Below are 22274 nucleotides of genomic sequence, written 5' to 3'. Positions count from 1 at the left end.
CGACCTCGTGTCTGGCCGCGGCATTTTTTTTGCCCATAATTGGTAATACCAGCTGTGAGCGACGGCGCCATCTTCAGGACGCGGGGCGTGGACTTCGAGAGGTCAGCGCGACGAAGGCGCGGTCTCGAAACCGGAGGACTTCCGGGGGTGGTCTGTAGATCGAACCGCTCTGGCGGTCGGAAGCAGGGACGCCGCGTTGCGAAGCGCGGAAGCTCGGCTCTTCAGGGCTGACTGTTGCCCGGATTCCGGCTGTTTCGTGGAATCGTGGCAGGGGATGCAATCACCAGGGACCATCGGCCGTCCACGCTGTCGACTCTGAAGCGGAGCGATGGAGGCAGCGATGGTGGACCTGAATGATCCGGCGGCCTGGGCGCAGCGGCAATACGGGGCGGTCGATCTCGGGGATCGGCGGCTCAACCGACGAGCCGTGCTCGTCGGCGAGGCCATGGCGCGGCGGGGCGGTTGTCTGACGGGCGTCCGCGACGATGCGGCTGCGAGCAAAGCGTTTTATCGTTTGGTGACAACTCCGCCCGCTGAAGCAGGCGGCTTCTGAGGCAAGCTACGCCGCAACCGGCCCGCTTCGCGCTCCAAGGCCGTGTCCCGGCCCCATACATGGGATCGCTGCTCATGGAGGCTACCGTGAGGTTGCCCTTAGAGTTGCCTCAGGTGACGTTTTGCACCCGGTTGATCATGCGCCCGAAGAATTGTTCCAAATGAAATCACCATTTCATAAAATCCATTCAATGAAGAAAAGCTTCTGAATTCCGTGGGACGCACGGGGAGGCGCCTCTATGAACGTCGCCAACATTGCCCGGCGCTTCGCCGCCGGAGAGCTTCATTATGCGCTTGGGCGCTTTGAAAGCATCCGGCTCGGGTACAGCGCGCTTCGCCGGCTCGTTCCCAAACGAAACGGCTCATTCTGGCCCTCGGCCCCGATCGGGATACGGCCAGAGACCTTGTTCCCGAGGGTGAAGCCTGGGGCGGTGGTCACCGCGCTGCGGCGGCACTCCATCGCCTTCGGCTTCGACCTTCCCGCCGACACGGTGCGGGACATCCTAGACTTCGCCGAGACCACGCCGGTCAAGGCGCGCGGCGACGACCGGCTGTTCCGGAAGTCGGACGTGCGCGACGGCCGGTTGCCCGACGGCACTCCCGTGGTACTGGCGATGGTCCCAGAGCCAGTGGACTGCGCTATCATCCGTCGCGTGTGCCGCGACCCGGCGCTGCTGAGCGCGGTGGCCGCATTCCTCGGCTACGCGCCGACGAAGATCATCCCGCGGCTGTTCTGGAGCTTCGTCACCGACGCGACGGACGAGGAGCGCCGCCGGTTGGGCCAGACCATCGACTGGCATTTCGACGTGCACGACTTCCACTTCTGCTCCGCGTCCTTCTACCTGACGGACGTGACCGCCGGGGCCGGAGCGCACGCGCTGGTCTGCGGGTCGCACCGCGGCAAGTCGCTCCGCATGCTGCTGGGCTCCGCCAACGCTCCGGAGGAGGAGGTCGTCGCCCGCTTCGGCCAGGAGCGGATGCTGGTGGTCGAAGGGCCGGCCGGCACCGGCTTCCTGGAGGACACGTCCTGCTATCACCGGGCGATGCCGCCGACGGACCGCGACCGGCTGATGTTCCAGATCTGGTTCAGCTAGGGCGGGGCCTGATCAGGTTGAGCATTCAAACCTGACACCTCAACATTCCGAGCCCCATGAGCAGACCGGATCAACCTGAACGAATACTGCTCTAGCCAACAAACTTGATGCCGCAGAATGGTCAAACTGGCCCGAACCGCCCCACGACGAGCGAGGGGCGCCAGAAGGGAGGTTGCGTCGACATGCGCGTGATGGTCCGGCAAATATTCCGCGACAAGCACAAGATGGCCTCAACCATGCTTCCGGTTGCTTTTGACCTGATACTGCTGCTCGCCATTGCGGCGATTGACTTCCTTGCGTACACCGCAGGTCTTTCAACGATCCTGTGGTAGGGCGTGCCGGCGCGACGATGTCCGGGGCGGGAAGACAGGCCCGCTCATCCCGCTCATCAGGGCCTCGGCATGGAGACTGCCGGCTTCAGCCGGCAGAAGAAATGCGGTTCCGCGACAGCGGAACAAAACTTGAACATGGAGGTCACTCCTAGTACATACAAGGCATGGTGACGCCGGTGGAATGCGCCTACCGCTTTCGCTTCTACCCAACGCCGGAGCAGGCCGATCTGCTGAACCGGACGTTCGGGTGCGTGCGCGTGGTCTACAACCGGGCCCGCGCGATGCGGGAGGCGGCGTGGACGGAGCGCACAGAACGGTGCGGCTTTCCCCAGACGAACGCGATGCTGACGGCGCTGAAGAGGCTGCCGGAGTTCGTCTGGCTGAACGACGTGTCCAGCGTCCCGCTTCAGCAGGCGTTGCGCCATTTGGACACCGCTTACCGCAACTTCTTCCAGCGCCGTGCGCGGTACCCGCAGGTCCGCCGCAAGGACGGGCCGCAGTCCGCCGAATTCACCAAGTCGGCGTTCACCTACCGGGACGGAAAACTGAAGCTGGCGAAAATGACCGAACCGCTGATCGTGGTGTGGTCGCGCGCGCTGCCCAGCGAGCCGAGCACGGTCACTGTGACGCGGGAAGCGGACGGCCGTTGGTACGTGGCCTGCCGCGTCGTCGCCCTTGCCGAGCGGTTGGAAGGCGGGGGCGCGATTGGCATCGACCTTGGCCTGACGGACTTGGCCGTCCTCAGCACCGGGGAGACGATCGCCAACCCGCGCCATCTGGCGAAGCGGCACAAGCGGCTGGTCCGCGAACAGCGCCGCCTCGCGCGCAAACAGAAAGGCTCGAAGAACCGGGCGAAGGCCCGCCTCAAGGTGGCCCGCGCCCATGCCGCCGTGCGCCATGCACGGCAAAGCTTCCTGCACCACCTCAGCACGCGGCTGATCCGTGACAACCAAACGATCTGCGTCGAGGACCTGTCGGTGACGGGCCTGCTGAGAGCCAAGCGGCACAGCCGGTCGATCGCCGATGCGGGATGGGGTGAGTTAATCCGCCAGTTGACCTACAAAGCCGCGTGGTATGGGCGGACGCTGGTCAAGGTGGGCCGCTTCTTCCCGTCCACGAAGACGTGCAGCGTGTGCGGGACCACGGGACATGCGCTCACCTTGGCGGATCGCGACTGGGCGTGCCCGGACTGCGGCGCGCACCACGACCGCGACCACAACGCCGCGCGCAACATTTTGGCCGCCGGACTGGCGGTGACCGCCTGTCGAGAGGGTGTCAGTCTCGGGGTGCTTCGGCATTCTGGGCAGTCCTCGGTGAAGCAGGAACCTGCGCCGTGAGGCTCGGGAATCCGCCGCCTTCAGGCGGCGGAGGATGTCAACTACTCTGCGGCGACACGGTAGCCGGGTGTGGCCGGAGCTGGCCAAGGCCATTGCCCAGGTGAAGCGCGGCGCCATCCTCGTGGTGGCGCGCATCGATCGTCTGGCAGGCTCGCTCTCCACCTGCTCAATGTGATTGAGGAGCTCGAGGCGGTCGGCGCCCACTTCAAGTCGTTGCGCGACCCGATCGACACCTCCACGCCGCAGGGCAAGTTTGCCCTGCGGGTGCTGGGCGCCGCGACGGAGCTGGAGCGCGCGCTGATCCGCGAGCACACCAAGGCCGGATTGCGGGCGGCCAAGGCGCGTGGGCGGGTGAGGAGGCAGGTCAGTGGGCTAACCAGGATGAAATCGTGTGCAAGCTGAACAACCCCATGGAGTGAGTAGCCCAGGCCGGCTAAACTGCCGCGGCCGCGAGGGGCCGGAAGGGATAATTATGGACTCAAAAATCAGCAACCTTATCAGAGACATTGAAGCGCAATACGTAGAAATTGCTGAGCATGCAAAAACATCTCTGACGCCCGATGAACAAAACAGTTTGTGCCAAAAACTCTTGTTTGCCGCTGCGCGTGTATCGTTTGCCAACGGCGATGCACGAGTACGCATCTTTTCAGACGCGGAAAAATTCGGCGCCCATTTTCTGCCGGTACATTTCTATAGCCCAATTCCGTCCATTAACGAAATCGACAAGACCGTCTACGATCGCCGGTACGACACCATTCCAGGGCTTGAGATCAGCCGAGAGCGGCACCTCGACACGCTGGCACTCCTGTCGGCGTACGCCCACGAGATGGCCGATTTCCCAGCCGACTACAATGGCGACGAGCCTGTCTACTTCTGGAACAACACAGCGTTTTCCTACGGCGACGCTGTACTCTACTATTGCCTGATCCGCCATCTGAAACCGGCGCGGATTATAGAGATTGGGAGTGGCTTTTCGACCTTCCTTGCCGCGCAAGCACTTTCCCGCAACGGGTTCGGGGAGATGGTTTGCGTTGAGCCCTATCCCATGCCCAAACTGCTGAAGCTGGTTGAAAGATCGGCCGGCGTCGTGCGCCTAGTTGAAAGCAAGGTGCAGGACGCCGACCCAACGATCTTCGCCGCGCTTGCCGCGAACGATATTTTGTTTATTGATTCCAGCCATGTGTCGAAGGTCGGCTCGGATGTCAATCACGAGGTTTTCACCATTCTTCCGAAGGTGAGTACTGGTGTCTGGTGCCATGTGCACGATATCTTCTTCCCATGGGATTACGCTAGAGAATGGGTCGAGAGGCACCAAATCTTCTGGAACGAGCAGTACTTAATTATGGCGTTTCTGGCATTCAATAACTCCTTCCAGATTGAGATCGCCAACCAGTTCGTGGATCGCGAACTTCAGGGGGAGTGCGCTCGCTTGTTCGCGGGGACCGGGCGGAGCGTGTTCGGCGGCAGCAGCCTTTGGTTCCGCCGTGTGTGAGGAGAAGCAGGGCGCTTGGTGCCCTGCTCTTCACTCGCTTTCATGGGGGCGTGAAAACGCGCCCCACGGGCGCCATTTACGGACCGTTTAGAAGCTTGGGCTACTTCACCAAGCACCGCAGATAACAGTCGGACCGCTTCGCCCCTCAGTTTCGGGAGGTGAGGAGGAGTCGGCCCGCAGCATTCGGCACACTGGCGTAATCCGCGCAAGGGGGACCAAGTGGCGATCTTCGCGGAGGACACGCTGGAAGCCCTGATCCGGGCGTTGCGCCCCGACGTGCTGATGAAAGGGGCCGACTACACCCGACGGTGCTGGCCTCCAGCGCGGTCCCATGGTGGGGCAATGTGCGGCTGGTCGGTAGGTCGAGCACGTCGTCGGCCCCCTCGGCCTTCGCACCAGTCCAGCACCTCCGGGCAGACGTAATCGGCGACTGGGGGCCGATTTCGCTCAACGACAGCCCGGCGGCCCACTCCTTGATAATCCGGGCCACTGCGGTCGCGTGCAGGGGCTTTGCCGCCAGGCTCCCGGTCGGTTCGATCTTGCAGAAGACCAGTCCGCCGACGGTGCCGATGCTGGATTGCGTTAGACACTCCTGGATGGCGCGCACCGGGCACGGCTCCGGGAGCCGCCACAAAGACGTGCAGCGCGCGGAACCACGGGACATGCGCTCAGATCGCGCATGGATGTGCCCGGATTGCGGCACGCACCGCGACCACAACGCCACCCGCAACACACTGGCCCGTGGACAGCGGATCGCCGCCTGTGGAGAGGCGGTCCGTCCTGGAGCGCTTCGGCACGTTGGCCCGTTCTCGATGACGCTGGAACCCGGACTGCGGCGTCTGCGAATCCCGGTCCTTCAGTGCCGGGAAGATGTCAATCGATGCGCACGTTAACCCCTCCCGCGCGGACGCGAAGCTTGCCGCCGTCCTGCTCCACGGTGACGTCCTGATCGAGGCTGCCCTTCAGATCGGGCGGGAGTTGGGGCATGGCCTCCGGTCCAGGGGCGCCCTTGGGATCGGACGAGCAGACGGTGCGCTTGTTGACGGTCTGGCAGGTCAGGGAGCCGGACCCTTGCTGGCATATGGTCTGGCCGTTGACCGTCTGGCAGCTCATCGACCCTGAGCCGCGCATACACATGGTTTGCCCGTTGACCGTCTGGCAGCTCAGGCTTTCGGCATGGGCGCCGAACGACAGCAGCGCGGCAACGGCGACGGGAAGGAGAGCGGCAATCCTGGGCATGGACGCCTCCTGGTTCGGGATAGGAACAAGACTAGCGCGGCGACCGGCCCCTTGCCTTGGGACCGGTCGGCCATCTGCCGGGAGGTTAGCGTTGGACACCGAGGTTCCGCTGTTGGGCGACGTTGCCGAGGCCGGCGGCGACGTTGGCAGCGGTGCTCACGTCGGTGCTGACCAGCGGCCCCCGGCCCGTGAAGTTCAGCCCGACATGGACGCCGTTGCCCTGGATGCCCGTGGTCTTCTGCTTGGCGGTGTTGCCGATGCCGGCGGCGACATTGGTGGAGTTGGCCACGTTGGTGTTGACCAGGGACCCGAACGGCGACGCCTGCAGGCTCGTGGTCTTCTGCTTGGCGGTGTTGCCGATGCCGGCGGCCAGGTTCATGGAATTGGTCACGTTGGTGCCGACCAGGCCGTTGGGGATGTTCTGGGCCATGGCTGGGGCGGACAGCAGGGCAAGCACGGCGACGGCTGCGCCCAGGGAACGGTAGAGCATGCGAAACCTCCTTGTGCGGCCGGAGCCCGACGCTCCAGCATGGTTCATGCACCCCACGCTAGTCGGGCCGGCAACGGGCCGCTGTGGCCCGCCTCACAGGTGACGGTATAAAGGGATGGCCGGTGAGGCACCGTGAAGCATGGCTGTTCCCCACACACGGTGGCCCCCCGGCCGGAGGGTCCGGTCGGGGGGCCTGGGGGAGACGGTAGGGGAGGGGAAGGAGCGCGGGTCTCCTTATTTCTGGATGCCGAAGGCGTTCTGCTTGGCGAAGTTGCCGACGCCAGCGGCCAGGTTGTTGGCCTGGAACTGGTTGCCGCCGCCGAAGGGCACGCCGAGTGGGCCGACCTTCGGCGTCTTCTGGATCACCGTCCCATTCTGCACCGCCAGGTTGCCGACGCCGGCCGCGGTGTTGCCCATCGTGATCACGTTCGGGCCGCCGAAGAACCCGCCACCCTTCTGCACCGTGAAGGCGTTCTGCTTGGCGACGTTGCCCACACCGGCCGCGGTGTTGTTCAGGCTGGTGATGTTCTGCGCCATGGCCGGGGCCGACAGCAGAGCGAGCGTGGCAAAACCGGCGAGCAGCGAGGTGCGGATCATGGGGGGCTCCTGGGGCTGAGGGAGGAAGGCTGGGGGTGGGGGCCGGGGCTCTCGGCCGCGGCGTCCGTCGATGACCAGACCTTACCCAAAGCCGGAAACCACGGCTGTGAACCGCCCCACACCAGCCCGCGCTTTCCGCAAAGCCCTTTCCAAACGCCCCGTCAGGACGCCGGTCACGGGACCGGCGTCACCCGCCCGGCGCCGTCAGGACAGGTGCGGGATCAGGTCTGCGGGACGGGCAATCGTCAGGGTCGCTGCCGTTCCCTGGGGAACGCGGCCGGCCTCCGCCAGGAGGACACGCCGCTCCACGCCGGCTGCCAACGCCGCGGCCATGTCGGTCGGCTGGTCGCCCAGGAACACCGAACTGGGCAAGGCAAGGTCGTGCCGGCGGGCCGCCTCCAGGATCATTCCGGGATTGGGCTTGCGCCAGAAGCTGTCTCGGGCGTAGCGCTCCACCACGCCGTCGGGATGGTACGGGCAGTGGAACACCCCGGCGAGGTCCACCCCCTGGCTCTTGAAGACGTCCCGCATCCAACCGCTCAGGTCCAGGAACTCGGTCTCGGTGTAGTAGCCGCGGGCGATGCCGGCCTGGTTGGTGATCACGACGACGCGGAACCCACGGTCCACCGCGTGCCTAGTCAAAGGAAAGATACCGTCCACGAACTCAAATCGGTCGCGATGGCCGACATAGCCGTGATCGATGTTCACCACGCCATCACGGTCGAGCAGCAAAGCGCGATAAGGCATGCCCTTGTTTTCTCCACCTTTGAACGCGGATCTTTTATGTGACTATGAAGCCATAATGGGAGAGAGCAGGTAAAACCGCGATTGATTGCCCACCCACCAGTCGGCTACCTTCGACCATCCGAAGAGGTTCGACTGAGCACCTCATATCCACACCGCGATACACTTTCAATGATAAACACTTCCATCATACCGCCCACCATTACCGGGCCCGCAAGCGCTGAATCTTCGAGAGGCGCCGCCTCGGCAACGGCGCCGGTCCAGGCCGTGTTGCCGGGCTCGGCGCCCGCGGTGGCGGTGCTGATCCCCTGCTACAACGAGGAGGCGGCGATCGCCTCGGTCATGCGCGACTTCCGGGCGGCGCTGCCCGACGCCACGCTCTACGTGTATGACAACAACCCCTCCGACCGCACGGTGAAGGTGGCGAAGGCCGCCGGCGCGGTGGTCCGCCGCGAGCCGCTGTACCTGACCTGCGGCCTCATCCTCGACACCGTCACCTTGGGCCGCCGCAAGGCCAAGCGCATGGGCTACCTCGCCATCCCCGTCCCGGGTACGTCTCCGACCCGCGACACCGTCCGTTGATGGAACGCCTTTCATGAGATTCTTGGGTCGCGCTTCTCCAAGCCGCCTTTTCGTCGCCCTCGTCCTGGGGCTATCGGCGTTGTACGCCGCGCTTGCCTGGACGCCGTCGTCCTACGGCGTGGCGCTCACGCAGATGGGAGCAACGGATCGGCCGGGCCTCGTAGCTGGCAAGCCCCGCGAGATCCGCAGCGACGAATGGGCCGTCTGGACCCCGTATGTCCAGATCGCCGTAAACAACCACTTTGCCCGGCACAACGTCAACGCGCCTTACTATGAAGACTTGCGCAATTTTAATGCGCTGCCTCTATGGGACTGGGCACTCCCTTTCAAGCCGCAGTACTGGGCCTTCTTCCTGGTCGACCCGGCACATGCATATGCGATCTATCACGTTGCCTTTGCCGCGCTGTTCCTGATCGGTTACCAGCGGCTGGCTCGAGCGTTTGGTGTATCGCCGGGACTGTCAATATGTTTTTCGCTGATGATGTTTTTCACCGGCTACACACAATTCGCCTGGACGACAACGGGGCCTCTGCTCGCCATTTTTCCTTGGATGCTGCTGATATTGTTCTCTCGCCTGCCACTCGCGGCGAAAGGGCCGCTGCTGTATTGGATCGCAACGGTGTGGCTGCTGTCGCACTTCTATCCGCCCATTATTCTGTCGCTGGGCTTCGCCGGAGTGGTCCTCGTGCTGGCGCTACGCCGGGACGTCTTGCGCTGGTCTGAACTCGCTGTGGCGGCCGTGGCGGCCGGCTTGGCTGCGGGCACGACCTACGCCTACCTCGCTGAGCCGCTGCAGGTAATGGCCGCCACCGTTTATCCGGGACAGCGGCACAGCGACGGCGGCAGCGGCGACTGGCGCATCTGGTTGTCCACCGTTCTGCCCTTCATCACAACGCGTGGCTTCGACAGCTTGATTGTGCACAACTTAGTTGAAACCGGAGCGATGAGCAGCTATTGGCCTCTGCTCCTTCTGGTCTTCGCCGACTGGCGGAGCGTGGCCCGCAACACCAATCCGCAACTGAGCGTGGCACTGGGCGTTCTCCTGGCCGGGATTGCCTTGGCAACAGCCTGGATGTTGCTGCCCATCCCGTCGTGGGTCGGCATGCCCTTGCTGTGGGACCGGGTGTTCCCACCCCGCATGATCGTCATTATCGGTTTGATGGCCCTGGTTGCCACGGCCGTGCTCGCCAAAACGGTGGATTGGCGCATCACCCACCTGCGCGTCGGGCTGTTCACCGCCACAGTTCTCATGGCTTGGCTCATCTCCAAATGGCTCGGTGGCGTGGCGCCCTGGACAAGCCCCTTCGATGGCGTGATCCTCGTAGTGTTGGCCGGCGCTTTGGCGTTGCGGCGTTGGGCGCCGGCGTTGCCGGCCGGCACCCTGTTGGCCAGTGCCGCCGCGGCGACCAACCTGTTCACCTTTGGGCAGTTCAATCCGATCCAGTCGGCCAAACCGATCTTCGACCGGCCACAGACCGCCTTTTCCCAGCACCTCCGCAATCTCCAGGAGCAGCATGAGAAGGGCTGGCTGGTCGAAAAACTCCCCCTGTTCACCGGCGCGGTCCTCGCAGGCTGGGGTTATCATGCAATCACGCACACGCTGATCGCCCCTCAAATGGACTTCTTCCGGGCCCAGTTCCCGGACATGCCGGAGGAGCGGTTTCGGTGGGTGTTCAACCGCTACGCCCACATCACGCCGAACTCAGTGGCGGAGCCCATGGTTCCTTATCTCGACCAAATCCACCTGCCGCGCGACGCCGTCGCCCAACCACCGCAGGCGCGGAAAGTGGAGGTCCTTCTCAAGCCCGGCCCCGGCGCCCCCTTCGCACCCGGCGGAAGTTTGGATGAGGTCCGGGTCGAGGGCGGATTGGTGCGGCTGCGCGGCTGGGCGCCTTGGACTGGCGTCACACCGGGGCAGGGCATTGAAGTGCTGAGCGGCACGCCGTTAGACGTCGTGGACAGCGAGACCGAAACGCGCGACGACCTGCTGGCCGCTTTCCCGGCGAACGACCGCATGCTGGCCGGGTTCAGGGTCACGCTGCGCTCCCCGGTTCCGCTGGAGAAGACGCCGCTGTTGTGTGTGCTGGCGCACGGCACGGATGGCGGAACGATCATTTTGAACGATGCCCGCCCCGACACGGGCTGCAGCAAACTGGGGGCCATATTCGCGCGGTGAGTCCGCGGAGTTCAGACCAAATGCGGGGGGCACTGCCCCCCGCTCTCAAAGGCCCATGTTCAGAGGGATGAGGTCTCCAAGCTCTCAGCCGATGGCTGGCTTGTCATTTTCTGGCGGACGCGGTTGCGGAGGGCCAGCATCGGATGCAGGGCGCGCGCGGGCATGGAGGCGATGTCGTAGGACACGAACGCCAGCAGGAATTGCAGCCCGACGATGATCGGCAGGGACGCCAACATGACGGTCCCGGCGGTGGTCTCCACCCCCGCGGACGCCGAGCGGATCCACGACAGCCCGCCGAAGACCGTACCGGACACCAGCAGAGCGAGCCCGAGCAGCAGCTCGATGGACGCAACCGTGAAATTTCTCAGGAAATAATTGTAGAAGACCCTCTTGATGATGTTCCGGAGATGGTTGGTCAGGAACTCGCGCAGAATCTTTTTGATTTTGAGGTTGCTTTCCTCGTCGCCGTAGACGGCGTCCATCGGCACATCGACGACACGGGCCCGCACCGTGTTCAGCCGGAACAGCATGTCGGACTCGAAGAAATAGCGCCGGCTGATCTTCGACAGGGGCAGAATGCCGGCAACCCGCGCGTGGATGGCCGTGTAGCCGTTGGTCGGGTCGAAGATGTCCCAATAGCCGCTCGACAGCTTCGACATGAAGGAGAGCACGGCGTTGCCGAAAATCCGGACGGGCGGCATGCTCGAGATGTTGGTCAGGTCGAAGAAGCGGTTGCCCTTCGTGTAATCGGCCGTGCCGTCGAGAATGGGAGCGACGAACAGGGGGATCAGCGCCGGGTCCATCTGCCCGTCACCGTCCACCTTCACGATGGCGTCGGCCCCGTCGGCGATCGCCGCCTCGTAGCCGGTGATGACCGCTCCCCCGACACCTTGGTTGACGGGGTGGAAGAGGACGCGGACACGGGGATCCTTACAGGTGTCAAGGACAAACTGGCCGGACTGGTCGGGGCACTTGTCGTCGACGACATAGATCGCCCGGACCTCGGGCCCGATGCGCTCGATCACCGACAAGATGTGGCGCTTCACCCGATAACAGGGAATAACCACGGCGACGGCAAAGTCTCCACCTTGCTCCATGGGCTTCGGCATCGCAGTCATGGTCAAAGTTCCCACAATCCAAGTGGACCTACACCGGCATCCGGCGCTTTTCGCGATCGAACAAATTCCTTCGATCCGAGCGCATCTATAGCGAGCCCTCTCCCCAAATGCAAACCGTAGGGCTTCTGGTCCGTCGCTTCTGGGCCGTCCAGCGCCTGCCCGTGGGCTGGTAGTGGTTGTCATCGCAAGGGCCGCGCAGTAGAGTGCCGCGCCCGCACGCCCGGTGCGGCATGAGGATTTCTCGACCTTGTTGAGCGGACAATCATTGGAAGCCACGGCAGCCGGCCATGACATCGGTGCGTTCGCCCAAGCCCAGAGCCAGGAATGGCAAGCCAAGCTGCGGTGGGCGCATGTTTCCCGGACCGGCGGCCAGCGGATCGACGGCACCCGTTTCCTGAAGACGCGCGAGGGTTTCGCCGATGCCGCCTGAGACCAACATTCCCGGGGCCACTCCCGAAACCGCCCCCGAGATCGCCATCCAGGCCGTTGGCCTCGGCAAGGCCTACCCCATCTTCCGCAAGCCGCAGGACCGCCTGAAGCAGATGATCTGCCGCGGGCGGCGCAAGTATTACGATGAATACTGGGCGCTGCGGAACATCGACCTGACCGTGACCAGGGGCGAGACGATCGGGGTCATCGGCCGCAACGGTTCGGGCAAGTCGACCTTCCTGCAACTCGTGTGCGGCACCTTGACGCCGACCCATGGCTCGATCACCGTCAACGGGCGGATCGCGGCCCTACTGGAGCTGGGCGCCGGCTTCAATCCGGAATTCTCCGGCCGCGAGAACGTTTATCTCGCCGCCTCCGTGCTCGGCCTGTCCAACGAGCAGATCAACGAGCGCTATGACTCGATCGCCGCCTTCGCCGGCATCGGAGATTTCATCGAACAGCCGGTGAAGCTCTACTCCAGCGGCATGTACGCGCGGCTTGCCTTCGCCGTGGCGGCGCACGTCGACGCCGACATCATGATCGTCGACGAAATCCTCGCCGTCGGCGACGCCGCCTTCACGCAGAAATGCATGCGCTTCATCCACAAGTTCCGGGAAACCGGCACGCTGTTCTTCGTGTCGCACGACACGTCCCAGGTGGTCAGTCTGTGCGACCGCGCCGTGTGGCTGGAGAACGGCGAGGTGCGCGAGGTCGGCGCGGCCAAGGATGTCTGCTACCACTACATCGCCGACCTGCACAGCGAACGCGACACCTCCAACAGCTTCCGCATCGGCGGCAGCCGCGCGGCGCCGGCCGCCACGACGCCGGTCCAGGACCCGCGCGACGAGCTTCTGAAGTCCTCCCAGCATCGCAACAGCATCGAAATCTTTGAGTTCAACGACGCGAGCCCCTGGTACGGCGTGCAGGGAGCCCGGATCGTCGGCGTCCATCTCCTGGATTTGGCCGGAAACCTCCTGCCTTCGCTGGATGGCGGGGAACAGGTTGTCCTGAAGGTCGTCTGCCGGGCGGAAAAGCCGATCCACGGTCCGATCATCGGCTTCTACATCAAGGACCGGCTGGGGCAGAACCTGTTCGGGGACAACACCTATCTCTCCTACAGCGACCGCCCGCTGATAGTGGAGCCGGGGCAGGAGTTCTCGGCAAGCTTCCGCTTCCAGATGCCTTATCTGCCGGTCGGCGACTTCGCGGTCGTGGCCGCCATCGCCGAGGGCACGCAGCACGACCACGTCCAGCATCACTGGGTGGACGACGCGCTGTTCTTCCGCGTCCACTCCAGCCACGTCGCCCGCGGTCTCGTCGGCATTCCCATGCTCGACATCGCGCTCGAGGTGGAAAGCGCGCGCCAGCCGGGGCATGTCCCGTGAGCGGGGCGGAGACAGGCATCGGGCGCATCGCCGCTCGGACCTGACGCCCGGCGGACCGTCTCGCCTCCATCCCCTGAGCCGCCCCACTGGCCACTCCACGGAACGCCGGCATGATGATCACCAACGACGCCGACACGCACGCCCCCGCCCTGCGCAACCGGATGGCGGGGCAGATGATCGGGGTGGGAACGGCGGGCATCGCCGCCCTGAGCCTCGGCCTGCTGGTCTACGGATTTCTCCAGACCGGTCTCACCCCCCGCTCGTTCTGGAGCGACGCCGGACTGACGCGTTTCCTGATCTTTGCCGGCTTGTCTGGGATTGTCGCCGCCGGTGCCGCCTGCGCGGGAGCACCGCGCCGGCTGCTTGCCATCGGCGCGGCCGGGGGGCTGTGGCTCGTGGCGGCCTTCGGCGTCGGCCCCGTGGCATCGGTCACAATCGTCGGGCTCGCCTGCCTGACGGTGGGCGACCTCCTGTTCGGTCCGCTCTGGCGCGCACGCTTCGGCTTGGCGACTGCCGGCCTGTTGGCGACCTGCGTCGGGCTGGCCTTACTTATGCTTGTCATCGGGCTCGTGGCGGCCCTGCCGGTCCACACCACGGCCAGTTATGCCGCGGCCCTAGGCCTGCTGCTGCTGGCAGGGCGGCGCCGGCTCCGGCTTTATGCGGCGGGCGCGGCCTCGTGGCTGGCGCGGTCCGGAAGCATGGGCCTGCGCGAATACGCAGCCTGCGCGCTGCTGGTCTTCGCGCTCGCCACCCAGAGCGTGTACGCGGCCCTGCCCGAACAATACCATGACGCCCTCGGCGTTCACCTGCTGGTCGCTACGACCATGGCCCAGCATGGCGCCTGGACCCCGGATCCGGCCCAGCTCATCAACGCGGTCTGGCCGCAAGGCGCCAACTGGCTCTTCGCGGTGTGCTACATCCTTGCCGGGGAGAGTGGCGCCAAGCTCGCGAACTTCGCTCTTCTGGCCCTGCTCTGCGGCCTGCTCGGCAACGCGGTCGCGTGGCGGCATGGCCGGGCATGCGGCTTTCTTGCGGCGGCCCTCCTGGTGAGCACGCCGCTGGCCTTCATCGAGACCGCCAGCCTGTTCGCCGAAAACGCCCTGGCGGTCTTCTTCCTGGCCGCCACGCTCCTGCTCGTGCGGTCCCACCGGGATTTGGGGCTACGCGACGGTGCGGCCGTCGCGGTCCTGCTCGCCGGCGGCGCCTTGGTGAAGCTGCACGCCGCCTTCTTCATCCTGGCCTTCGGGCTGATCTTCACGGCGGTGCTGCTGCGCAGCCACGCGCCCCGGCGCGCCCTGACGATCCTGGCGGTGTCGGCCGTCCTCACCGCACTGCTAGCCTGCCAGCCGTATCTGCACGCCTACTTGGTGACCGGAAACCCGATTTTTCCCTGGTTCAACGCCGTCTTCAAATCGCCACTCTTCGACAGCACGGCGAACTTCGCCGACACAAACTGGACCGGCAAGCTGTCCCCATTCCTACCCTATCTGTGGACCTTCCACTCCAGCCGCTTCATGGAAGGCCACGACGGCGCGCTCGGCTTCGCGGTGCTCGGGCTGCTGCTGCCGGGCCTCGCCGTCGCGGCCGCGCGGCGCGACCGCATGGCGCTGACCGCTGCGGCCGCGGGGCTCGGCTATGCAGTGCTGCTGGCCCCGGTCACCCAGTATCTCCGTTATTTCTACCCGGCCCTTCCACTGATTCTCGTGGCGTGCGCCAGCGGACTTCGTGCCTTTGAACGCCCGTTCGACAACAAAGGCAGGCACACAACTCCAGCAAGACCGCGATCCGACCTGACCTTCGGCTCACTGGCTCTCGGCTCCCTCATCATCGGATCGGGCATCGCCTTTCTGCCGTCGGCCGGCTGGATCCTGTCCAGCTTCGATACCAACATCGTCGTCACCGCTCGGGATCGCGAGTCCTTCGTCGAAGGCCGCGTTCCCTATCGCGGCCTGATCAAGGCGGTGAACGCTCTGGCTGGCCCCGAGGCGCGCGTCCTGATCCTTGGCCAGCCGGTGGGGGCGGGTCTGGCCGGCACGCCCGTTTACGGAAACTGGTACAACCCAAAGGTCAGCCTGGAATTGGCGTTCGCCAACACCGTCGAAAAGGCGGCTGCGGCCCTCCACCGGAACGGGATCACCCACGTTTTCTGGAGGCCGGGCGCCGTGCCCCCAGACACACCGGTCGCTCGGCTGCTCCAGAAGACCGGCACACCTGTGGCGAAGGTCGGGGACGCCGTATTGTATGGCGTCTCCATCACGATGGAGGGTGGCCTCAACCTGCTGGCCAACTCCGATTTCGCTGAAGGCTTGGCGCAATGGGACAACGCCGGCTTCGCCGGGCCGGTGGGACCGGGACCCCTCGTCGTTCCTCCCGGAGGGATCATCGCTCAGGCAACGCCTGTGGAGTCTGGGGAAACCCTAGTCTACGCGGCAACATTCGCCTGCGCGGGCGAACCGGCAACGGCCCGCCTGCAAGTCAACTGGCTCGACGCCTCGGGACGGATCATCGACGTGTTCATTCGTCCGGACGACTGCACGGGACCGGAGGCTAAGACCAGCACGGTCAGCTTGGCCGCCCCTGCGGCAGCGCGCACAGCCTTCGTGTTCTTCAATGGCGATCCGATCAGGCCGGTCTCCCTTCGACGGCTCGCGTTCATGCGCCCATAAAGGTCCCTCGGTGCGGATTGCGATCCGTCCGCAAGGACGGCTAATCTGCACCGGAGGCACGTTTTCCGCGAATCCATCCTGCCGAGTTCCGCCATGCTCACCCGACTGCTCGCTCTGCCGGATGTCGCCGACATCAACGTCGATTCCGACGACCGTATCGTCCGCCACGCCGCCGTCCTGGCGCGTAAACCGATGCTGCGGGAGGTTTTTACCGAGTTCCATCACCTGTTCCGGACGCTGGACGAGCGTTATTTCGGCACGACGGACGGCCTACGCGTCGAGATCGGGGCCGGGGTCGCGCCGGTGCGGGACAGCTACCCGGATGTCCTGGCCACCGACGTGGTGGACGCGCCCTACCTCGACCGCGTTCTCGACGCGCAGGCCATGGACCTGCCGGACAACAGCGTGCGTGCGCTGTATGGACAGAACTGCTTCCACCATTTCCCGGAGCCCCGCCGGTTCTTCGCCGAGGTGGAGCGGGTGGTGGCACCGGGCGGCGGCGTCATTCTGATCGAGCCCTACTACGGTCCGGTCGCCAGCCAGCTCTACAAGCGCCTGTTCGCCTCAGAAGGCTTCGACAAGGCCATGCCGGGCTGGGAGGCGCCGAGCGAAGGCCCGATGAACGGCGCCAACCAAGCCCTCAGCCACATCGTTTTCGTCCGGGACCGGGCGGCCTTCGAAGGCAGCTTTCCAGGCCTGGAGATCGTCCACGAAGAGCCGCTGGGCAATCTGCTGCGCTACCTGCTGTCGGGCGGGCTGAACTTCCGGCAGCTCGTGCCGGACGCCGGCGTTCCCGCCATCAAGGCGGTGGAGCGGCTCATCCGCCCCATCCTCCCGATCCTGGCGCTCCACCACATCGTCGTCCTGCGGCGCCGGGCGTGAACCGCTGAAACGACCTGACCACGGTCAGCCGAACCAAGCACCCGTGACGCCGCTCACGCCGACCATGGTGACGGTGCTCTTGTCCGAGAGCGTCAGCACCGTGCTGCCGCCGACCGCCCGTGCGCTCGCGATCACCTGCTCGACGGTGAGGCCGGGGACCGAGAGGACCAGCCGGTCCTCATCCGGGTTGAACCCGAACACGGTGTCGTTGCCGCTGCCGGACGTGATGACGAACAGGTCGCGCCCGGCCCCGCCGATCAGTCAGTCGTCGCCAGCCCCACCGAACAGCGTGTCGTTGCCCGCATCGCCGGTCAGGAGGTCGGCCCCGCCCATTCCGAAGACACGATCGTCGCCGAGGCCCCCAATGACCGTGTCATTGCCGTCCTCCCCGACCAGGACATCGTTCCCGGCGTCCCCGCTGACCAGGTCGTCGCCGCCCCCGCCACCGAGCAGATCGTTGCCATCGTCGATGAAGGTTGCGCCCAGCCTCGACAGGTCGATGCGGTCGCCGACGGTAAAGTCCGCAATCTGCGGTGTAGGGGCGCCCGGAGGTTGTGGACAGGCGGAAGGTGTCGTTGCCTGCCCCGCCGGTCAGGGAGTCGTTCCCCACGGACCTCACCAAATAGGCCGTCCACCACTCCTTACAGTCACCTTGTGGTTCTCAGCACCCCTGAAAATTGCATGTTCATGCGAGAACTACCCATAAAGTTCTCGTTTTCCAGAAGCCTTCTTGCTCCGTTACCCATCAAAGCTGCCGATGAGACACCCCGGCGGGAACGTCGTTCGCGTTACAGGATCGGCGCGGGCGATGCCGGCCGGGACGCATCCCCGTTCGCCAGGGATCGGGCGACTAGGCGGGTGATGCGGTCCGCGTTGGCCATCATCGTGAAGGTGTGCGGCTTAGCCGGCAGCCGGGGGAAGGCCGCCGCGTCGACGACGTGCACGCCCGGCAACCCTTCGACGCGCCCGTCGGGCCAAGCTTCGCCGACCTGCGGGGCGCTGCGCATCGGAACGGTTCCGCCGTAATGCACGTCCGCTCCGGGAATCGTGGGCTTGTAGCTGCCCGGCAGCATCACCGCCCCACAGCGCCGGAACGCCCGGGCCAAGCCCTTGCGGACACGCGCCAGCTTCGCCGGGAAACCGTCCTCGTCGTAGCGGCCGACAACGTCGATCCCCCCGTCGGCCCGGATCTCCAGCCGATGCGCCCCGTGGTCGGAGGGCATGAAGAGGTTAGCGACCAGAAGGGACGGCATCAGCCCGCGGATGAGCCGGATCGCGGCTGGGCGCGACAGCGGCACGTGGCGCACCAGTTCCGAAGCGGGCAGGGCGTCGGTGCCAAAGATGTTCCCGAACACGTAGCCATCGGCCCGTTCAGGATCGGTCAACCGGAAGGAGAGCTGGGCCAAGCCGAAGGGCTGGGGCTCGGCGGCGGCGCCGAACCGCTCCGGCATCCAGAGGGCGAAGCCGACCGCCGGGGTCGTCAGCAGCGGAATCGGGCGGCCGCGCCGCCCCAGCGAGTCATGGACGATCCGTCCCGTACCGATCGCGCCGCCGGCGACCAGGATGCGCGCGCCACGCACGACCAGCGCAGAGCCCGTCGAGCGCACCCGCCCGACCGCCCGGCACATCCCGTCATCCTCCGACCGGGGCAGCACACGCTCGATGAAGGCGTCCCCGATGTAGCGGAAGCCGGCTCTCCCATGAAGACGCTCCAGGTCATAGCGCGCCGAGTAGATGGACTTCCGGCCGCAGCCCCAGAGACACCAGCCGCACCGGTTGCAGCCCTGCCGCCCGGCGTGGTCCCGCGTCAGAATCGCGTTGCGCGACCGCCCCAGGCGCAGGCCGGGTGGCGGCCGGCGGCCATAGCGAGCCAACAGCCGGCGTGCGTTCTCGTTCAGGTCCGGCGCCGGCTGTACATCCACGGCCGTGCCGAAGAAAGCCGCCATCGCATCGTCCGGCTCGACGCAGCCGCTGATCCCGATACGGGCCGCGACGGTGCGGAAGGAGGGCTCCAGTTCGGCCAAGGCGACGGGAAATCCGGCGAGGTCGTCCGCGTCGTAGCAGGCGACGCCGGCACCCCAAGCGTTCGACAATCCGCCGCCGGACAGCGACCCCAGGGCAAGGAAATCGTCCTCGCGCAGCCCATAGGCGTCGGCATAGCCGGCGAAGACATGGCGGTTCGTCGGCGCGCGCAGTTTCGGCGTTGCCGCGCCGTCTCCCCGCAAGGCGTGGAAGTCGGTACCGACCAGGACGCGCCACTGTTCGGGATCGCGGCTCCGGACCTCAACCAGCCCACGGTCGGGAACGGCTTCGATCCCCGGCCCGCCGCCATCCACCAGGACAACCGACAAGCCGGCGTCTAGGCCGGCGCACGCCGCCGCCACGCCGGCCGGCCCGGCGCCGATGACGACGATGTCGGCCGAGACTCCGTCCGGAAGGGAGATGAGGGTACGATCAGCGCACACGATGCGTTCCATCCGGGCCGGCCCGTTTCGCCCAGACCCATTTCGCGAGAGGAGAAAGGACCAGGGCCAGACCGTCCGCGACCAGCGTGAGGCCGATGTCGATCGCGGTCGGGAGGATGCCCCGTGGGCGTCGGGCCACGAACAGCGCGTCGCCCGCGGGCGTGGCCTCCAGCAGGGTGGCCGCCATGTTCAGGCGGAGCCGAAGCCAGCCGGTCGCGCCAGGAAAGGCGTCAATGGGCCGCAGCAGGGCCGGCATTGCGAGCATGGGCGCCGGCAGGCCCAAGGGGACGCCGTCGTCCACCGACTCGATGGCCCGGACATAACGGCGCACCAGCCCCTTCCCCGGTGCGGCGGCGCCAAGGTATCGGAACAGGGCGGCCCCTTCGGCAGCGAGGCGGCGGCGGGAACGCCCGCTCGGGCGCATGCCGTCGGCCAGCGGGCGGGGGATCAGGCCGAGCGCCACCATGGATGGTCGGGTGTCCATGGCGGGCAGACGCCGCAACGCCTCAACCCGGCCCAAATCGAGCGTGGGCAGGAAGGGCACGCGCGCCGCGATGCGGGCCGCGGCCACCAGGAGCGCGTAGGGCACCGGCACGAGCAGGGGTGACCGCCTCACCCGATGCCGGGCGATGGCGGCCAGGAAACGGTCGAACGGAACTGGGTCGGGATCGGCGATGTCATAGCGCCCGGGCGGCGGAGCCGACACCCCGGCCAACGTCAGCATCCCGTCGCACAGGTCGGCGACGTGAATGGGCTGGACCTGCGGCGCTGGGCGAAGCGCCGGGATGACCGGAGACCGCGCAACCAGCCCGCACAGGATCCCGAAGAGGCCAGCCGCCTGCGGGCCACCGTAGACCATGCCGGGGCGGACGACATAACCGCCGGCGCCGGTGACCACTTCCTCGATGCGCCGCTTCACGCGGCTGTAGCGCGTCTCCGCGCCCGCACCGGCAGACTGGCTGGACACGAAGATGAAACGCGCACCCCCGGCTGACGCGACCGCCAGCAGGGCGCGGGCCGCCGCGACCTCGTCCTCCTCGGAAAGCCCGGGACCCTGCTCGTCGATCCGGGTGTCCGCCGCCAGATGGACGACCGCATCCACCTTGCCGGCCCCGTCCAGGGCCGCCGCGTCGATCGGCCGCGCCAGATCGTAGGGGATGAAACGGCAGCGCCGTCCCGCCGCCCCGCCCGGCGCCGTGCGCGACAGCGCCGTGACGCGCCAGCCGGCGGCGAGCGCGCGGGCGACCAGGACACGGCCGATATAACCGGCCGCGCCCGTCACCAGAAGGTGGCCGTTTTCCGGCTCATTCCCGGATGCTGACGACAGGGCCATGATCTTTGAACACGAAAACCTTGGTGAGGACGAAGGTCACGGCCATGCACAGCACATCGGCGACCGGCTTTGCGGCCAGGGGCGGCAGGAACGCCGTCAAAACGCCCAGAAGGGCCGTCGCCGTTGCAGTGTTGAGCCCCAGAAGCGCGAAGTACAGGGCCAGCTCCTTGATGATACGCTGGGTGCCGCGCTTTTGGAACGTGACGTATTTGTGCAGGACGAAGGCGAAGATGCCGGCCGCAAGCTTGGAGGCCATGTTCGCCGTGACGAGCTGACCCGGAGCGAGCGCCAGGACCAGCCAGAAGACGCCATAATCCAAGCCGTAGGCAAGAACCTGGACCAGGTTGTAGCGCGCCAGGGCCATCAGCATGGCAGGCTCCTCAACGTTCCATACCGGTGCTTCTCACAGCGACTTCTTGGCCGCACGTTCGGCCAGCAGGGCGTCCCGCTCCCCGATCAGCGCGGCCACCTCACCCTGGAGGGCGGTCGCTTGTGCGAACACGGCTTGGTACTGGGCCATGGCTAGGTCGATCTGCTCCGCTGCGGAGGTCTTGTAGCCTTCATAGACCTTCTGCATCTGCAGCCCCTGCTCCAGGTAGGTCGCGGCGTGGCGGTTGGCTTCCTGGAATTCGTGGAGCAGCCGGACGCGGTCGCCGAGCGCCTCGAACAAGGCGTAGAGTGCCGCCTTGTCCGCCCCCGGCAGACGGCAGAGCGCGAGCAGGGCGTCTGGCACCGCCTCGCCGACCGCGACGACGCCCAGGCCGTAGCCGAAGGGGAAGTTCAGGGTGGGATAGCGGGCCTGCACCTCCTCCCAAAAGCGCCAGACACCGAAATCGCCGGTGCGCACCTCGGTGTCGTGCATCAGGATGACGCCGGACCGGCTGACCTTCGGCAGCCAAGTCTCGAAGTCGTGACGCACCGCCTCGTAGGTGTGCAGACCGTCGATGTGCAGCAGGTCGACTGAGCCGTCCTCGAAGCGCGGGCGCGCGTCGTCAAAGGACTCCCGCAGCAAGGTCGAGAAGCCGCCGTAGAGCGGGTCGTGGTGCGCCCGCAGGACGTCGTAAGTGTCGCGGGCGTAGGCGCCGGTCTGGTGGTCGCCGTCCCAATGGTCGACCGCGGACAGGCGGGTGCCGGTGCCGAAGGCTGCCGCCCCCTCGCAGAAGGCGCAGTAGGAAGCGCCCTTCTGCGTTCCCAACTCGACCAGCCGGCCGGGGCGCAGCAGGTCCATCAGCAGGAAGGCGAAGGGGATGTGCATGTGCCATGTGCTTTCCGGCAGCCAGCCGGGCGTCCGGTAGATCGACGACCGGCCAAGCAGGTCCGCGACGGCGCTGGAGACGGGATGAGACATGCTGTTCCTCAGA

At 66.0% G+C, this 22274-nt stretch carries 24 protein-coding genes; 13 read left to right on the top strand and 11 right to left on the bottom strand.

The window, feature by feature from the left end; translation table 11 throughout:
• Positions 1 to 340: 340 nt before the first annotated feature.
• The 7 genes from M2351_RS27215 (at position 341) to M2351_RS27190 (ending at position 4807) form a co-directional block, all read left to right on the top strand.
• On the top strand, positions 341 to 553 hold the full coding sequence (locus M2351_RS27215) for an IS4/Tn5 family transposase DNA-binding protein (RefSeq protein ID WP_264659182.1): 213 nt from the start codon (positions 341 to 343) through the stop codon (positions 551 to 553).
• Positions 554 to 983: 430 nt separating this feature from the next.
• On the top strand, positions 984 to 1646 hold the full coding sequence (locus M2351_RS27210) for a phytanoyl-CoA dioxygenase family protein (protein ID WP_264659181.1): 663 nt from the start codon (positions 984 to 986) through the stop codon (positions 1644 to 1646).
• 182 nt (positions 1647 to 1828) lie between these two features.
• Positions 1829 to 1978, top strand: coding sequence for a hypothetical protein (locus M2351_RS27205; RefSeq protein ID WP_264659180.1), 150 nt, complete (start codon positions 1829 to 1831; stop codon positions 1976 to 1978).
• A gap of 164 nt (positions 1979 to 2142) precedes the next feature.
• On the top strand, positions 2143 to 3315 hold the full coding sequence (locus M2351_RS27200; protein ID WP_264659179.1) for an RNA-guided endonuclease InsQ/TnpB family protein: 1173 nt from the start codon (positions 2143 to 2145) through the stop codon (positions 3313 to 3315).
• Between the two features lie 34 nt (positions 3316 to 3349).
• Entirely contained in the window at positions 3350 to 3490 is a 141-nt protein-coding gene (locus tag M2351_RS45005; RefSeq protein WP_319801931.1) for a recombinase family protein, read from the top strand.
• A complete protein-coding gene (locus M2351_RS27195; protein WP_319801930.1) occupies positions 3487 to 3717 on the top strand; it encodes a recombinase family protein in 231 nt (76 codons plus the stop codon). Before M2351_RS45005 ends, M2351_RS27195 begins: the two co-directional genes overlap by 4 nt.
• A 70-nt stretch (positions 3718 to 3787) precedes the next feature.
• A complete protein-coding gene (locus tag M2351_RS27190; RefSeq protein WP_264659178.1) occupies positions 3788 to 4807 on the top strand; it encodes a class I SAM-dependent methyltransferase in 1020 nt (339 codons plus the stop codon).
• Between the two features lie 873 nt (positions 4808 to 5680).
• On the opposite strand, the gene M2351_RS27185 is transcribed toward M2351_RS27190, so the two are convergent.
• The 4 genes from M2351_RS27185 to gmhB all read right to left on the bottom strand — a co-directional run bounded on the left by M2351_RS27185 (position 5681) and on the right by gmhB (position 7880).
• The gene (locus tag M2351_RS27185) at positions 5681 to 6046 is read right to left on the bottom strand and encodes a hypothetical protein (RefSeq protein WP_264659177.1); all 366 of its coding nucleotides are present in this window, start codon (positions 6044 to 6046) and stop codon (positions 5681 to 5683) included.
• Between the two features lie 85 nt (positions 6047 to 6131).
• Entirely contained in the window at positions 6132 to 6536 is a 405-nt protein-coding gene (locus M2351_RS27180) for a hypothetical protein (RefSeq protein WP_264659176.1), read from the bottom strand.
• 234 nt (positions 6537 to 6770) lie between these two features.
• Positions 6771 to 7133 (bottom strand): hypothetical protein, encoded by a 363-nt coding sequence (locus M2351_RS27175; protein ID WP_264659175.1) that lies wholly within the window; start codon positions 7131 to 7133, stop codon positions 6771 to 6773.
• A 204-nt stretch (positions 7134 to 7337) separates the two neighbouring features.
• The gene (gene gmhB / locus M2351_RS27170; protein ID WP_264659174.1) at positions 7338 to 7880 is read right to left on the bottom strand and encodes an HAD family hydrolase; all 543 of its coding nucleotides are present in this window, start codon (positions 7878 to 7880) and stop codon (positions 7338 to 7340) included.
• Between the two features lie 264 nt (positions 7881 to 8144).
• Here gmhB and M2351_RS45505 point away from each other — a divergent pair, with 264 nt between their 5' ends.
• Both M2351_RS45505 and M2351_RS27160 read left to right on the top strand, forming a co-directional pair.
• Complete coding sequence (locus M2351_RS45505; protein ID WP_454464594.1) at positions 8145 to 8459, top strand: glycosyltransferase; 315 nt, start codon at positions 8145 to 8147, stop codon at positions 8457 to 8459.
• Between the two features lie 13 nt (positions 8460 to 8472).
• Positions 8473 to 10635 carry a DUF7657 domain-containing protein gene (locus M2351_RS27160; RefSeq protein WP_264659173.1) on the top strand — a complete coding sequence of 721 codons (2163 nt, stop codon included), beginning with the start codon at positions 8473 to 8475 and terminating at the stop codon, positions 10633 to 10635.
• Between the two features lie 59 nt (positions 10636 to 10694).
• Here M2351_RS27160 and M2351_RS27155 read toward each other — a convergent pair whose 3' ends face one another.
• Positions 10695 to 11753, bottom strand: a complete 1059-nt coding sequence (locus M2351_RS27155) for a glycosyltransferase family 2 protein (RefSeq protein ID WP_264659172.1) — start codon at positions 11751 to 11753, stop codon at positions 10695 to 10697.
• Between the two features lie 247 nt (positions 11754 to 12000).
• Here M2351_RS27155 and M2351_RS27150 point away from each other — a divergent pair, with 247 nt between their 5' ends.
• From M2351_RS27150 to M2351_RS27135, 4 genes are all read left to right on the top strand, one after another.
• On the top strand, positions 12001 to 12183 hold the full coding sequence (locus M2351_RS27150) for a hypothetical protein (protein ID WP_264659171.1): 183 nt from the start codon (positions 12001 to 12003) through the stop codon (positions 12181 to 12183).
• Complete coding sequence (locus tag M2351_RS27145) at positions 12173 to 13567, top strand: ABC transporter ATP-binding protein (protein WP_264659170.1); 1395 nt, start codon at positions 12173 to 12175, stop codon at positions 13565 to 13567. The genes M2351_RS27150 and M2351_RS27145 overlap by 11 nt, the downstream gene beginning before the upstream one ends.
• Before the next feature lie 110 nt (positions 13568 to 13677).
• Complete coding sequence (locus tag M2351_RS27140; protein ID WP_264659169.1) at positions 13678 to 16233, top strand: glycosyltransferase family 39 protein; 2556 nt, start codon at positions 13678 to 13680, stop codon at positions 16231 to 16233.
• A 93-nt stretch (positions 16234 to 16326) separates the two neighbouring features.
• A complete protein-coding gene (locus M2351_RS27135; protein WP_264659168.1) occupies positions 16327 to 17115 on the top strand; it encodes a class I SAM-dependent methyltransferase in 789 nt (262 codons plus the stop codon).
• 24 nt (positions 17116 to 17139) lie between these two features.
• Here the strand turns inward: M2351_RS27135 and M2351_RS27130 are convergent, their stop codons facing one another.
• The 6 genes from M2351_RS27130 to M2351_RS27105 form a co-directional block, all read right to left on the bottom strand.
• Positions 17140 to 17316, bottom strand: coding sequence for a hypothetical protein (locus M2351_RS27130; RefSeq protein ID WP_264659167.1), 177 nt, complete (start codon positions 17314 to 17316; stop codon positions 17140 to 17142).
• A 60-nt stretch (positions 17317 to 17376) separates the two neighbouring features.
• Positions 17377 to 17586, bottom strand: coding sequence for a hypothetical protein (locus M2351_RS27125; protein ID WP_319801937.1), 210 nt, complete (start codon positions 17584 to 17586; stop codon positions 17377 to 17379).
• Positions 17587 to 17903: 317 nt separating this feature from the next.
• A complete protein-coding gene (locus tag M2351_RS27120; protein ID WP_264659166.1) occupies positions 17904 to 19580 on the bottom strand; it encodes a GMC family oxidoreductase in 1677 nt (558 codons plus the stop codon).
• Positions 19570 to 20913 (bottom strand): NAD-dependent epimerase/dehydratase family protein, encoded by a 1344-nt coding sequence (locus tag M2351_RS27115; protein WP_264659165.1) that lies wholly within the window; start codon positions 20911 to 20913, stop codon positions 19570 to 19572. Before M2351_RS27115 ends, M2351_RS27120 begins: the two co-directional genes overlap by 11 nt.
• Complete coding sequence (locus M2351_RS27110; protein WP_264659164.1) at positions 20885 to 21283, bottom strand: GtrA family protein; 399 nt, start codon at positions 21281 to 21283, stop codon at positions 20885 to 20887. Before M2351_RS27110 ends, M2351_RS27115 begins: the two co-directional genes overlap by 29 nt.
• A gap of 33 nt (positions 21284 to 21316) precedes the next feature.
• Positions 21317 to 22261, bottom strand: a complete 945-nt coding sequence (locus tag M2351_RS27105) for a class I SAM-dependent methyltransferase (protein ID WP_264659163.1) — start codon at positions 22259 to 22261, stop codon at positions 21317 to 21319.
• Positions 22262 to 22274 lie beyond the last annotated feature (13 nt).

It is taken from the genome of Azospirillum canadense (assembly GCF_025961225.1).
Taxonomy (GTDB): Bacteria; Pseudomonadota; Alphaproteobacteria; order Azospirillales; family Azospirillaceae; genus Azospirillum; species Azospirillum canadense.
This window is presented reverse-complemented; position numbering and strand designations above follow the sequence as displayed.

Bases quoted from the DNA above. Each gene is read 5' to 3' on its own strand.
- M2351_RS27185 (WP_264659177.1), bottom strand. From the start codon at position 6,046: ATGCCCAGGATTGCCGCTCTCCTTCCCGTCGCCGTTGCCGCGCTGCTG.
- M2351_RS27110 (WP_264659164.1), bottom strand. From the start codon at position 21,283: ATGCTGATGGCCCTGGCGCGCTACAACCTGGTCCAGGTTCTTGCCTAC.
- M2351_RS27190 (WP_264659178.1), top strand. From the start codon at position 3,788: ATGGACTCAAAAATCAGCAACCTTATCAGAGACATTGAAGCGCAATAC.
- M2351_RS27115 (WP_264659165.1), bottom strand. From the start codon at position 20,913: ATGGCCCTGTCGTCAGCATCCGGGAATGAGCCGGAAAACGGCCACCTT.
- M2351_RS27180 (WP_264659176.1), bottom strand. From the start codon at position 6,536: ATGCTCTACCGTTCCCTGGGCGCAGCCGTCGCCGTGCTTGCCCTGCTG.
- M2351_RS27135 (WP_264659168.1), top strand. From the start codon at position 16,327: ATGCTCACCCGACTGCTCGCTCTGCCGGATGTCGCCGACATCAACGTC.
- M2351_RS27105 (WP_264659163.1), bottom strand. From the start codon at position 22,261: ATGTCTCATCCCGTCTCCAGCGCCGTCGCGGACCTGCTTGGCCGGTCG.
- M2351_RS45005 (WP_319801931.1), top strand. From the start codon at position 3,350: ATGTCAACTACTCTGCGGCGACACGGTAGCCGGGTGTGGCCGGAGCTG.
- M2351_RS27155 (WP_264659172.1), bottom strand. From the start codon at position 11,753: ATGACTGCGATGCCGAAGCCCATGGAGCAAGGTGGAGACTTTGCCGTC.
- M2351_RS27205 (WP_264659180.1), top strand. From the start codon at position 1,829: ATGCGCGTGATGGTCCGGCAAATATTCCGCGACAAGCACAAGATGGCC.
- M2351_RS27200 (WP_264659179.1), top strand. From the start codon at position 2,143: ATGGTGACGCCGGTGGAATGCGCCTACCGCTTTCGCTTCTACCCAACG.
- gmhB (WP_264659174.1), bottom strand. From the start codon at position 7,880: ATGCCTTATCGCGCTTTGCTGCTCGACCGTGATGGCGTGGTGAACATC.
- M2351_RS27175 (WP_264659175.1), bottom strand. From the start codon at position 7,133: ATGATCCGCACCTCGCTGCTCGCCGGTTTTGCCACGCTCGCTCTGCTG.
- M2351_RS27145 (WP_264659170.1), top strand. From the start codon at position 12,173: ATGCCGCCTGAGACCAACATTCCCGGGGCCACTCCCGAAACCGCCCCC.
- M2351_RS27140 (WP_264659169.1), top strand. From the start codon at position 13,678: ATGATGATCACCAACGACGCCGACACGCACGCCCCCGCCCTGCGCAAC.
- M2351_RS27215 (WP_264659182.1), top strand. From the start codon at position 341: ATGGTGGACCTGAATGATCCGGCGGCCTGGGCGCAGCGGCAATACGGG.
- M2351_RS27160 (WP_264659173.1), top strand. From the start codon at position 8,473: ATGAGATTCTTGGGTCGCGCTTCTCCAAGCCGCCTTTTCGTCGCCCTC.